10 protein-coding genes are annotated in these 12,264 nt (G+C 69.4%); 5 read left to right on the top strand and 5 right to left on the bottom strand.

Annotated features, from left to right (window positions below):
* The gene (locus FJV41_RS13015; protein ID WP_141642781.1) at window positions 1-1,143 is read right to left on the bottom strand and encodes a M4 family metallopeptidase; all 1,143 of its coding nucleotides are present in this window, start codon (window positions 1,141-1,143) and stop codon (window positions 1-3) included.
* A gap of 192 nt (window positions 1,144-1,335) precedes the next feature.
* Window positions 1,336-2,922 (bottom strand): bifunctional 3-(3-hydroxy-phenyl)propionate/3-hydroxycinnamic acid hydroxylase MhpA, encoded by a 1,587-nt coding sequence (gene mhpA, locus FJV41_RS13010; protein ID WP_141642780.1) that lies wholly within the window; start codon window positions 2,920-2,922, stop codon window positions 1,336-1,338.
* Between the two features lie 249 nt (window positions 2,923-3,171).
* Between mhpA and FJV41_RS13005 the strand changes: the two genes are divergently transcribed.
* Window positions 3,172-5,244 carry an ATP-binding protein gene (locus tag FJV41_RS13005; RefSeq protein ID WP_141642779.1) on the top strand — a complete coding sequence of 691 codons (2,073 nt, stop codon included), beginning with the start codon at window positions 3,172-3,174 and terminating at the stop codon, window positions 5,242-5,244.
* A gap of 14 nt (window positions 5,245-5,258) precedes the next feature.
* On the opposite strand, the gene FJV41_RS13000 is transcribed toward FJV41_RS13005, so the two are convergent.
* The gene (locus FJV41_RS13000) at window positions 5,259-6,194 is read right to left on the bottom strand and encodes a LysR substrate-binding domain-containing protein (RefSeq protein WP_141642778.1); all 936 of its coding nucleotides are present in this window, start codon (window positions 6,192-6,194) and stop codon (window positions 5,259-5,261) included.
* 102 nt (window positions 6,195-6,296) lie between these two features.
* Between FJV41_RS13000 and FJV41_RS12995 the strand changes: the two genes are divergently transcribed.
* Together FJV41_RS12995 and FJV41_RS12990 are read left to right on the top strand one after the other, a co-directional pair.
* A complete protein-coding gene (locus FJV41_RS12995; protein WP_141642777.1) occupies window positions 6,297-7,343 on the top strand; it encodes an NAD(P)-dependent alcohol dehydrogenase in 1,047 nt (348 codons plus the stop codon).
* Between the two features lie 141 nt (window positions 7,344-7,484).
* A complete protein-coding gene (locus tag FJV41_RS12990; protein ID WP_141642776.1) occupies window positions 7,485-7,775 on the top strand; it encodes a FruA-associating protein, FapA in 291 nt (96 codons plus the stop codon).
* Between the two features lie 50 nt (window positions 7,776-7,825).
* On the opposite strand, the gene FJV41_RS12985 is transcribed toward FJV41_RS12990, so the two are convergent.
* The gene (locus FJV41_RS12985) at window positions 7,826-9,052 is read right to left on the bottom strand and encodes an acyltransferase family protein (protein ID WP_141642775.1); all 1,227 of its coding nucleotides are present in this window, start codon (window positions 9,050-9,052) and stop codon (window positions 7,826-7,828) included.
* A gap of 148 nt (window positions 9,053-9,200) precedes the next feature.
* On the opposite strand from FJV41_RS12985, the gene FJV41_RS12980 reads away from it, so the two are divergent.
* Both FJV41_RS12980 and FJV41_RS12975 read left to right on the top strand, forming a co-directional pair.
* Window positions 9,201-9,818, top strand: coding sequence for an RNA polymerase sigma factor (locus tag FJV41_RS12980; RefSeq protein ID WP_141642774.1), 618 nt, complete (start codon window positions 9,201-9,203; stop codon window positions 9,816-9,818).
* Complete coding sequence (locus FJV41_RS12975) at window positions 9,815-10,306, top strand: anti-sigma factor family protein (RefSeq protein WP_141642773.1); 492 nt, start codon at window positions 9,815-9,817, stop codon at window positions 10,304-10,306. The genes FJV41_RS12980 and FJV41_RS12975 overlap by 4 nt, the downstream gene beginning before the upstream one ends.
* A 10-nt stretch (window positions 10,307-10,316) precedes the next feature.
* Here FJV41_RS12975 and FJV41_RS12970 read toward each other — a convergent pair whose 3' ends face one another.
* Window positions 10,317-12,095 (bottom strand): S8 family serine peptidase, encoded by a 1,779-nt coding sequence (locus FJV41_RS12970; RefSeq protein ID WP_141642772.1) that lies wholly within the window; start codon window positions 12,093-12,095, stop codon window positions 10,317-10,319.
* Between the last annotated feature and the right edge of the window lie 169 nt (window positions 12,096-12,264).

Raw genomic sequence — 12,264 nt, 5'->3', positions numbered from 1 at the left:
TCAGGCTCCCGGCTGGACGCCACCACCACCCGGCCCCCACTGAGGGATGGACACCCTGTCGCGCGAGACGCGGATGCCCACCTCTTCCCAGGCCTCCTTCACGGCCGCCTCTTCGTTGCCCGCGCCGTACAGCCGGGTGGCGGCCATGACGGTGATGCGCGCGAAGTCGGAGAAGTTCGTGTCCGGCATGATGCGCGGGTCCCTCATGGCCTCGTACCAGATGCGTCCCGCGCGCTCCCACGCGCTGCCTCCCAGGCTCATGGCCGTCAGGCAGAACGCTCGGTTGGGGATGCCAGAGTTGATGTGCACCCCGCCGTTGTCCTCCCACGTGTTCACGTAGTCGCGCATGTGTCCGGGCTGCGGGTCCTTGCCCAGCACGTCGTCGTCGAAGGCCGTCCCGGGCTCCTTCATGGACCGCAGGGCCGTGCCCTCCACCTCCTCCGCCAGCAGCCCCGCTCCGATGAGCCAGTCCGCCTGGTCCACCGTCTGACCGAGCAGCCGCTGCTTCACCAGGGAGCCGAAGACATCCGACATCGACTCGTTCAGCGCGCCCGCCTGCCGGAAGTACCACAGCGGCCCTTCATCCTCCGTCACGCCGTGGGCGAGCTCGTGCGCGATGACATCCAGGGCGATGGTGAAGCGATTGAACAACTCACCATCCCCGTCGCCGAACACCATGCGACGCCCGTCCCAGAAGGCGTTGTCGTAGTCCCGCCCGTAATGGACATACGCCTGCAAGGGCATTCCATCCCCATCGATGGAGTTGCGCCCGAGGATTTCCCAGAAGAAGTCATACGTGGCGCCCAGGCCCTCGAAGGCTTCATCGGCCGCGGTGTCTCCACACGGCCCCTGCCCCTCCGAGCGCACCAGCGTCCCGGGGAAGGCCTCCTCGCCCTTCAAGTCGTAGATGCTCCGCTGTCGCTGGGACTCCACCATCATCGCCGGCATCCGGCGGACCGATGACGTGGAGGCGGCCACCCGACCTCCCGCGAAGCGCAGCGCCCGGAAGGTGCTGTCCGTGGCCACGGTGTGCAGGGCCTTCACGCGCTGCTGCGGCGTGCCGTTCTCCGCGATGGAGCGCAGGAGATACGGAGGCAGGATGCAATGAATGGAATGAATGTGCCGCGTGCCGCGCGTCGTCATCGAGGTCCCCCCTCATGAGCGTCTCAGCCCTGAAGGTAGGGACCTCGGCGTCGCGTCGAGCACTCGGGCACCGACTGTCTTCCCGTGCTCCCACGCCCTGCCTGCGACGCGCGTCGCGCCACACCGCGCCCCCGTGGGACGGGGGGCCCGCGCACCCCTCGGATATCCACGAGGCACGCGGGCGAGGGTCCGTCACACCCCCAGCGCGTCGCGCAGCTCCGGCAGGCGCTCCGCCTTCACCGCGCCGAAGACGAAGCGGTCCGGCCGCAGCACCACCACGTCCGAGTCATGGCGCGAGAACCAGTCGCCCAGCTTCCCGGTGATGTCCTCCACCGCGGGGACGTCGCTCCCGTCCGCGCCCGACGACTGGACGGCGAGCAGCCGCGCACCCAGGGCCTCCGCCAGCCCGCGCGCCGCCGCCACCTGCGCGGAGGGAGCGTTGGCCCGGCACAACACCGCGAAGTCGTTGCCGATGGCGTCGTCCAGCAGCACCTCCTTGCCGGACTGCAACCGCACCTTGGGCTGGATGAAGTACGTGCCCTCCGCCGACTCCGGGGCGTGCCCGCCGCCCAGGTAGTAGCCGCGCTCGTGCATCGGCGGCTGCTTGAACTCGAAGCCCTGGATGAAGCGGCGCACCCGGGGGATGCGCTGCAGCGCGCGCATCACCATGTCGCGCGCACCCGCCACCCAGCGGTTGCGAGCGAGGAAGAGATGGCCCACTCGCACGCACAGCTTCTGCACCGCCTCCACGTGCGGGCGACGCTCCTCCTCGTAGGTGTCCAGGAGCGACGCCGGCGCCAGGCCCCGGACGACGCGCTGAATCTTCCACGCGAGGTTGGACGCGTCGCGCATGCCGGACACCAGCCCCTGTCCCATGAAGGGCGGCATGGTGTGCGCCGCGTCACCCAGCAGGAAGACGTTGCCGTCCCGCCAGCGCGCCGCGTTGAGGCAGTGGAACGTGTAGACCTGCGCGCGCTCCACGTGGACGCGCTCGGGGTCGATGTAGGGCGCCAGGAGCTTCTTGATGGTCTCCGGCCGCTCCATCTCCTCGCGCGTCTCCCCCGGCATCAGCATGAACTCCCACCGGAACTGGCCCACCGCGCCCGTCGCGACGAAGGCGGGGCGCTTGGGGTCGCACACGAAGCGGCACAGCTCCGGCGCATCACCCTCCACCGAGCCGGACACCGCCAGCCAGGGCTCCCCGTAGGCCCGCCCCGACATCTTGATGCCCAGCGCCTTGCGCACGCCGCTGCGCGCGCCGTCGCACGCCAGGAGGTAACGCCCGCGCACCGTGCGCGTCTCGCCCGTCTGCAAGAGCTGGTAGCGCACCGTCACGCCCGCCGCGTCCTGCTCCAGACTCTCCACGCTCGCGCCCACCTGGAGCTTCACGTGGGGGAAGCGCCCCATGCCCTCGCGCAGCACCCCCTCCACCTTCGGCTGGTGGAAGAACCACAGCGGCGAGTAGCCGAAGCCGAAATCCGCCGAGCCGGTGTGCACCTCCGCGAAGCGCTTGCCCGTCTCACCCACGTATTCGGCGAACCGGTTCTCCCGCATGTCCTTCTGCAGTTCGGCGCCCAGGCCCGTGGACTGGTAGATGCGCAACGCCTCGTCATCGCAGGAGAAGGCGCGCGGCTGTCCATGCGGCGCCAGGTCCTGCTCCAGCACCAGCGTCCGCACGCCCAGGGAGCCCAGCAGATTGCATGTCAGGGCTCCCACGGGACCGCAGCCGCTGATGATGACATCAACCTCCATGTCGGCCTGCTGCTTGTCACAAACCATGAGAGCCCCCGGTCCATTCAGTCTGGAGCAATCAATAACGAATGAGGTGTGACCAGGGTGTGACCGCACGAAAGGTTTCGCAACGTCGTCCGTTCGTGACGGCGAGCTGCCGTGTCCTGGAAATTCGAGAGGGAAAGCAGGCGGTACCTCGGACCCTGCCTGGGGTCATCCCTACCCGTGAGGGAGCATCGGGTGCGACGTGTTACGTTACGCGAAACGCGCTCTCTCATTCTTGGAACTCCGGAGGCCATGGCAGGCGACGACGCGGTGAAGACGCAAGTCTTTCATCTGGAGCTGCTCGGCGAAGCGCGCCTGCGGCACGACGGCGCACACCTGCCCCTGGAGCGCCGCACCGCCGCGGTGCTGGCGTGGTTGGCATTGGAAGGCCCGCACCCGAAGTACCGTCTCGCGGGCCTGTTGTGGGCCGAGTCCAGCGAAGTCACCGCCCGAAACAACATGCGACAGCTCTTGCGCCGGCTGCGTCTGTCCACGGGCGCGGAGCTGGTGCAGGGCGGGGATGTGCTGTCGCTGGTGGAAGGCATCACCATTGACGCCTCTCAACTCCAGGCCCATGCCCTGGCCGGGCGCCACGCGCGTGTGCTGGAGCAGGAGGGCGTGCTGCTGGCCGCGCTGGAGTTCGACGACTGCCCGGAGTTCCAGGCGTGGCTGGAGAGCGCGCGGGAGCGGCTGGACAAGCTGCGCCGGCGGGCCGCGTCCGCGGAGTCGGAGGCCCGCGAGCGCGCGGGGGACCTGTCCGGCGCGCTCGTGCTGGCGGAGAAGCTGCTGGGCATGGACCCGTATTCGGAGGAGGCGTGGCGCAGGCTGATGCGGCTGCACTACGTGTCCGGAGACCGGATGGCCGCGCTCAACGCCTTCGAGCGCTGTCGTCGCCTGCTGCGCGAGGAGCTGGACACGCAGCCCCTGCCGCAGACGGTGGCGCTGGCGCGGGAAATCGAGCGGGGCCCCACCGCGTCCCACGCCCCGCGCGCGCTGGCGGCGAAGCTGCCCCTGTCCGTGCTGCGTCCGCCCGTGCTGGTGGGGCGCGAGCGGGAGTGGGCGCGGATGGAGGAGGCCTGGGCGGCGGGGCTGACCATCTTCCTCAGCGGCGAACCCGGGGTGGGCAAGACGCGGCTGGCGCATGACTTCGCCGCCTCGCGAGGCAACCACCTCATCCTGGAGTCGCGCCCCGGGGAGATGCACGTGGCCTACTCCACGCACGTGCGGCTGTTGCGACAGATTCTGGCCCGGCGTCCGGACCCCAAGCTGGAGCCGTGGGTGCGCCGCGAGCTGGCGCGGCTGATGCCAGACCTGGCCGGCTCGGAGGGACTGCCTTCGCCCATGGTGGACGAGGCGGACCGCAGCCGCTTCCTGGAAGCCAACTGTCAGGTTGTCTACCAATTGTGCGCCGGGCTGGACGCCATCGTCGCGGATGACTTGCAGTACATGGACGCGGCCACCGCGGAGTTCGCCCTGCTCATGTTGTCGCGTCGCCACGACACGCAGCCCGGTGGCTCCTTCCCCCACTTCGTGGACACCTTCCGCAAGGGCGAGCTGTCGCCAGTGGCCGTCGCCTGCATCCAGCAACTGGTGGAGGCGGGGCTCGCCATCGTCATCGAGCTGGAGCCCCTGGAGACGGACGCGGTGGGCTCGCTGCTGGGGAGCCTGGAGCTGGCGGGCGCGGAGGGCCTGACGGACAACGTGATGCGTTACACGGGCGGCAATCCCCTGTTCATCATGGAGGCGCTGCGCCACCTGCTGGAGTCGGGCGGACTGGAGCGGGGCTGGCCCGAACACATCCACCCCTCCGGCCGGGGCCGGGACTTGATTCAACAGCGATTGGAGCGGCTGTCTCCCCAGGCGCTTCAAGTCGCCCGGCTGGCGGCGCTCGCGAAGACGTCCTTCGAGCTGGAGCTGGCCGTCGAAGTCCTGGAGATGACGCCGCTGACGCTCGCCGCGCACGTCTCCGAGCTGGAGGCGGCGCACATCCTGCGCGGAGAGCGCTTCACCCATGACCTGCTCTTCGAGGTGGTGCGGGAGACGATTCCCCCGTCGCTGATTCCCCTGCTCCATCGCAGGCTGGCCAGCGCGCTGGAGCAGCGCAAGGCCGCCCCCGTCGTCGTCGCGCAGCACTGGCTGGAGGGCAAGGAGCCGGAGCGCGCCGCGCCCTACCTCGTCGCCGCCGCCAACGCGGAGGCCTCCGCCTTCCGACACATGGAGGCCGCGCTGCTGTACTTCCGCGCCGCCACCGCGCTGGAGGAAGCCGGCGCCTTCGAGGAAGCCGCCCGTGTCAGGGCCCGCGCCCGGGGCATCCCCAGCGCCTGAGCTCCCCCGCCGGGCTAGCGGGTGCGCGAGGGACGCGACTCGGAAGCCCGCGGCTCCGAGGTCACCTCGCGCGCCACGTCCACGAAGGCGCGGAACGCAGGGGACACGTGGGAGCGGCTGGGGAAGTAGAGGAAGAAGCCATCCACGTGGGCCGCATAGGGCTCCAGCGCGATGCGCAGCATGCCCCGCTTCACCCGGTCCGCCACCTCCGGCTCGAAGGCATACATCAAGCCCACCCCCGACTCGGCCAACTCCATCAACGCATGGTGGTTCGAGGTGACCAGCGGCCCCCGCACGGGGACCCGCCAGCTTCGCGCGCCGCGCTCCAGCTCCCATTGATAGAGCGCCCCGGTGGTGCCGGAGCGGATGCAAAGACAGTCATGTGTCAGCAAATCGCGCGGCTTCTCTGGGACACCGCGGCGCTTGAAGTATGCGGGCGAGCCCACCACCACGAAGCGGAAGCCCTCCGACAGGCGCACCTGCACCATGTCCCGCTCCAGGGACTCGGAGAAGCGGATGCCGCCATCCAGGCCCTCGGAGACGATGTCCACCATGGAGTCCTCGACGCGCAGCTCCACCTCCACGCGGGGATGGCGGGCCAGGAAGCGCGTCAGCACGGGTGCGACGACGTGGCTCACGGACACGGTCGGCACGGTGAGCTTCACCAGCCCCGTCACCTCGCCGGGCTGGGCCGCCGCCACCTTCAGCGCCGCCAGCGCCTGGTCCACCGACGGGCCCGCGCTCTCCACCAGCCGGCGCCCCGGCTCGGTGAGCGCCACGCTGCGGGTGGTGCGAGTCAGCAGCGCCACGCCCAGTCGCGCCTCGAGCTGGCGGACGGACTGGCTCAGCGAGGAGGAGGAAACGCCCAGGTCCGCCGCCGCCGCCGCGAAGCTGCGCCTGCGAGCCACCGCGAGGAATGCGTTCAGCGCGTTCAGCGGGGTAAAGGCCATTGCGAAGTTTTTCTACATGACGTGTCCTGATTCCACTGGTTTCGCGAATGGGGCCCCCCGCGCATATTCCATGCGTTCGCTCACCCCCATCAAGGACCTCCCATGATTCCCGTTCGTGGATACGCCGCCCAGGACGCCAAGTCCCCGCTGGCCCCCTTCAACTTCGAGCGCCGCGAGCCCGGCCCCGACGACGTCCAGTTCGACGTCCAGTACTGCGGCATCTGCCACTCCGACCTCCACCAGGCCCGCGACGAGTGGGGCGGCTCCATCTTCCCCATGGTCCCCGGCCACGAAATCATCGGCCGTGTCACGCGCGTCGGCGCCAACGTGAAGAAGTTCAAGGTCGGCGACTCCGTCGGCGTCGGCTGCATGGTCGACACCTGCCGCACCTGCCATGCCTGCAAGCAGGGCCTCCAGCAGTACTGCGAGCGCGGTCCGACGTACACGTACAACTCGCGGGAGCGCGAAAGCCAGCAGCCCACCCAGGGCGGCTACTCCAGCGCGCTCGTCGTCGACCAGGCCTATGTCCTGCGCGTCCCGGAGAACCTGGACCCGGCCGCCGCCGCGCCGCTCCTGTGCGCGGGCATCACCACCTGGTCTCCGTTGAAGCACTGGAACGTGAAGGCCGGTCAGCGCGTGGGCGTCGTCGGCCTGGGCGGACTGGGACACATGGGCGTGAAGTTCGCGCGGGCCTTCGGCGCGCACGTCATCGTCTTCAGCCACACCGACAAGAAGAAGCAGGACGCGCTGCGCCTGGGCGCCCATGAAGTCGTCGTCTCCTCCAACGAGGCGGAGATGAAGGCGCGCGAGGGCACGCTCGACTTCGTGCTCGACACCGTCTCCGCGCCCCACGACATCAACGCGTACCTGCGCCTCTTGCGCATCGACGGCAGCCTCGTCCTCGTCGGCGTCCCGGAGAAGCCTCTGCCCGTCCAGCCCTTCGCCCTCATCGGCCAGCGCCGCAACTTCTCCGGCTCCAGCATCGGCGGCATCCAGGAAACCCAGGACATGCTCGACTTCTGCGGTGAGCACGGCGTCGTCTCCGACGTGGAGGTGATTCCCATCCAGCAGGTGAATGACGCCTACACCCGACTTCTCAAGGGTGACGTGAAATACCGGTTTGTCATCGACATGAAGAGCCTGAAGTAAAGCCTGACGCGGCGCACAGAATTCGCACCGTCCGGAAGTTTCCGCTCTGGATGGCTTCTGGGCGCGGTGTGCTCGCTACAAGACAGACACCTGCCCGAGCGGACAGGTGCCTGCTCGGCGCTCGGTTCACATTCTCAAACCATGACTACGACACTTGAGCATGCCGGTTACAACAAGATGACGGTGCTGTATCCCGAAGAGCATGAGCTGCTGACGCCTGGTCAGTCGCTGAAGGACCCTCACGCGGCGGCCAAGCTGCGCCTCCAGGCGAGCCTCTGGCTCAGCCGTGCGCAGCGCGAGCTGCATGACGCCATCTTCCTGCGAGACAGCTCCGACGAGAGCATGGACCGCTATTGCGGCGCCCGCGCGGAACTCGACTCCGCCGAGGCGTGGGCCCTGCTCGTCGCCAAGGCGCTCATCCAGCCGGACTGACGGCGCGCACGACGGCGCGCGGGACGCGATGGCTCCCGCGCGCGTCCCCTTCAGCTCGCGGCGCCTGGAGTGCCGCTCGGGGCCGGAGTCGGGGCCGGAGCCGGACGCTCGCTGTACGGGAAGTAGTCCTTGAGCTTGAGGAAGTGCTTCTCGAAGAGGTTCCAGCTCACCAGGGCAATGCCCAACGAGAGCGACGCGGCCACGACGTAGAAGAGCAGTTGCATGGGGAAGTCGGAGCCTCCCACTTCCTTCAGCGGCGTCTTCAGCACGGTGCGCCGGAGGATGGCATCCAGCGGCGAGTGCACCAGATAGATGGCATAGCTGTACTTGCCGTACATCAGGAGCACGCGGTTGGAGAAGAAGCGGTGCAGGAGCGTGCCCGGCTTCGCGGACACCACGCGGTACACCAGCACCGTGTAGAGGATGCCCACCGCCGTGTAGCCGCCGGTGCGCAGCACCGTCTTGAAGGCCGGGCCCACCGGCAACACAATCACCGCCGCGACAATGGGCAATGCCAGCCATGGCGCCCAGCGCATCCACGGGAAGGCGGACAGCCCCTTGCCCTCCGGATGTCGCAGCGCCAGCGACAACAGCGCCCCCAGCGCGAGCGAGTCCACGCGGCAGAACGTCACCACGTAGGTGCTCTCCTCGCTGGCGCCGTACAGCGTGAGGCCCACGCGCACCGCCACCGCCATGGCGATGGTGCCAAGACACAGGCGGATGGCGCCCTTGTAGGAGACGGCGGCGATGAGGAAGGGCCAGACGATGTAGAACTGCTCTTCAATCGCCAGCGACCACACCACGCCCAGGATGGGGTGCGTGGTGTCGATGAAGAGTTGGTAGAAGTTGGAGAAGTAGAGCAGGTACCAGACGGCGCCGTCCGTGGTGATGCGCTCATCCAGGTTCAGCCGCCCCGCCAGCGACGGCAGGACGAGGAACGAGACGGCCAGCGCCGCGTAGTACAGCGGGAAGATGCGCAGCACGCGGCGCGCATAGAAGTTGCGGAAGTAATACGTCTGCCCCTTCGCCTCCCACAGGATGCCGGTGATGAGGAAGCCGGAGAGGACGAAGAACAGGTCCACTCCCGTCCACCCCGCACCGGCCAGCCACCAGGTGGCACGCCCCGCGACGCTCTGGTCGCTCAAGTGCGTGGTGTGGAAGAAGACGACCAGCAGGACCGCGAGGCCCCGCACACCGTCGAGCACGGGCAGATGCCCATGCAGACGCGGAGCGTGCGCCGCCGAAGCCGCGTCCGGGCGGGCGTAATCGGAAGACATGGGATTCTCATACCAACAACGCCAGTTCCCCAACAAGGTTGGCTCCCGGCCCTCGGGAGAAGACCAGGCGGGCACGCGTGACACCCTGTCGAATCCAGATTCGACAGGGCCGCTGAAACTCCCGGGCGACTCGTGACACGGTGGAGCCGTGGCTCTTCTCTCCGCGGTGAAGATGGTCCTGGTGGGTGCGCCTCCATCCGACACGGATGGGGAGCGAGGCCTGCTGCGCCGGGCGCGCACGGGAGACCCCGCTGCCTTCCGCACGATTTTCGAGCGGCACTCCCCGGGCGTCTGGCGTTTCTTGAGAGACCTCCTGCGCGACGAGTCCGCCGCGGACGAGGCCACCCAGGAGACCTTCGTGCGCGCCCATTCGCGGCTGAGCGCGCTGCGCGACGAGGACCGGGTGGGCTCGTGGCTTCTAGGCATCGCCCGGCATGTCTATCTGGAGTCCCGTCGCACCCGGGGGGTCCACGTGGACGTGGCGGACGAGGAGCACGCCCACCAGGTGGAGGCGGTCCTGCCCACGCCGTCGCCGGAGGACCTCTTGTTGGACCAGGAGCTGGCGGGGCTTTTGACGGAGGCCCTGGGGATGTTGCACGCGGAGCGGCGGGCGGCGCTGCTGCTGCGCATCGACCACGGGCTTGCCTATGAGGAGATTGCCTCGGTGATGGGCTGGTCGCTGCCGAAGGTGAAGAACGAAATCCACCGCGCGCGCCTGCGCCTGCGCGAGCAACTGGCGGCGCACGTCGGAGGAGGACGCCCATGAGCACGTGCCGCGAGAGCGAGCTGGACGCGCTGCTGGCAGGAGAGCTGGCACCGGAGGATGCCGCGAGGGTGCGCGCGCACGCGGAAGGCTGCGCGGCCTGCAAACACGCGCTGGCGTGGCAGCGACTGGAGCGAGGGTGGATGGCCCAGCGCGCGCGCCGCGAGCCCGCCCGGCCCGCGCTGAGCTTCGCCGCGCTGGAGGCCCGACTCGCCCACGAGCCCCAGGCGCCCGTGCGTCACGCGCGGCGCGAGGGACAGTGGCGACACTGGGGGAAGATGGCGATGGCCGCCGCGGCGGCCGTGGCCTTCGTGGGCCTCAGCCTTCCTCGGGGCGGAACCGGCGTCGGCGGCACGACGGAGGAGCCGTGGAGCCGCGAACTCATCGTCGCCACCGGCGTGGAGGCGTGCGAGGACGCCGCCGCCGCGCTGGAGGCTCGGGTGGGCGCGTGCCTCATCGCCTCACCCATGGTGGCCCTGCGCGGGGACTAGCCCCCGCGACTCACGGCGCGGGCGACGGGCAGCGCAGCTTCGCGAGGTCCACCGCGGCTTTGGCCTGCACCAGTCCGTAGCCGAACTTCTGGTCCTTGCCGGTGTCGCCCAAATCGTGCGCGCTCTCCTGAAGCACCGCGCGCAGTTGCACGTTGGTGAGCGCGGGGCACGCGCTCCACGCCAGCGCCGCGACGCCGGCCACGTGCGGGGTGGCCATGGACGTGCCCGACTGCCGCAGGTAGTCCAGGCCGGACACGTCCACCGTCACGTCCTGACCCGCGAGTCCCTTGAGGGTGTTGGTGGAGGCGAGCGTGACGGCCGTCGTCGGCACCCAGTACTCGGCGGGGTCGGTGAGCGTGAAGCCCCCACCACCCTCGGTGGTGTTGTTGCCGATGATGATGGCCTTGGCGCCCGCGCGGATGGCGTTGCGCGCCTTCTCCTGGAACAGGATGCCGCCGCCCCGGTCCACCAGCGCCACGAACCCGTCGCAGGTGGCGCCCTGACCGCACGAGGACACGCGCTCGCCCAGGCCGCAGTACACCATCTTCCCCGTGTAGACGCCGACGGCGGTGTACTCCAGCGGCTCTGAAGCGTAGCGCGTCCCCGCGGCCTGGACATCACCGTACGGCGCGCCGCCGACGATGGTCGCGCTCAGCACGCCCACGCCCGGCCCCACCAGCGACACGAAGTCGCCGTACTGCGAGAAGGGCGCCCAGGCGCTGTTGGAGTCCACCGCGCCCACGGCAATCACCGTGTCGTAGCCAGCCGGATAGGACGTCTCGTTGGTGCCTCGGTTGCCCGTGGCCGCGATGGCCAGCACGCCCGCTTCCTGCGCCTTCTCGAAGGCGAGCTTCTCCGCGTCCGAGTCGGCAACCGACCCGAGCGACAGCGAGGCGATGTTCGCGCCCTGCGACACGCACCAGTCTATCGCGGCGATGACGTTCGCCGTGTTGCCGTCACCGTTGACGTTCAGCACACGGGCGACGAGCAGCGACACGGTGGGCGCCACGCCCGCCACGCCGTTGGGCTCCTCACCGGGGCGCACGTGCGCGCCCGCGCCGAGCTGCGCGGCGATGGTGGCCGCCGTGTGCATGCCGTGACCGCCGCCCCACTGCAGCACGCCGTCCACCTTGCCCTGGTCCAGCGGCTCGTCGTCTCCGTCGAGGAAGTCCTTGCCGCCGATGTACGCGGCCGCGAGCTCCGGGTGCCGGCTGTCCCAGCCGCTGTCGATGATGCAGACCTTGATATTCGTGCCCGACGGAGCGCCGACGTCCAGCTCACCGTCGCCGTTGGCATCCCAGACCTGGGGCGCCTGCACGGCCTTCAAGCCGTCGGTGTATTCACCGGTGGAGCCGCGCGTGTTGGGGGGCAGCGCGCCCTGCCACAGCGAGGGAGAGAGGCTCGGCATTCCAAACGCGTGCACCGGGCGGTTGGGCTCCACCCTCAGCACGTCCGGATTGTTGGCGAGCGCCGCGCGCGCCTCGGGCGTCACGTTCGCGGCGATGGTGTTGATGCGGGGGAAGCGGTGGCTGACGTGGGCCCCCACGCGTCGCGCGTCCTCGGCGAAGGCGTCGGTGCTCGCCATGGCGCTGGCGGACACCCGGGGGCGGAAGGTGATGAGCACCGACTCCGAGCCGTCCTCCGCGTCGAGCGACGACTGTGAGCGCGTGGGAAGCGACATCTCCTCGGTGCCGGGACAAACGTCCTCGGTCTCCACGGGAGGACGCTCTGGCACCTTGGTGCACGCCACCGCCCCACCGAGCAACCCGAGCCAGACCCAACGCTTCATCGTCGTTCTCCTTGCGCATCCCGGCCAGCGGACAGGTACGTCATCAGCGCCGGCGTGGATGCATCGGCCGGGGTGAACGGGAGCACATCGCTTCCCAGTCCCCGGGCGCAAGTTAAGCACGCTGGCCGTCCGGCCGCTCGCGGGCCTGTCAGGCGATAGACGTCTCTCT

Source organism: Myxococcus llanfairpwllgwyngyllgogerychwyrndrobwllllantysiliogogogochensis, from assembly GCF_006636215.1.
Lineage (GTDB): Bacteria > Myxococcota > Myxococcia > Myxococcales > Myxococcaceae > Myxococcus > Myxococcus llanfairpwllgwyngyllgogerychwyrndrobwllllantysiliogogogochensis.
Note: the sequence above shows the minus strand (reverse complement) of the source record. Positions and strands in the feature narration are given on the sequence as shown.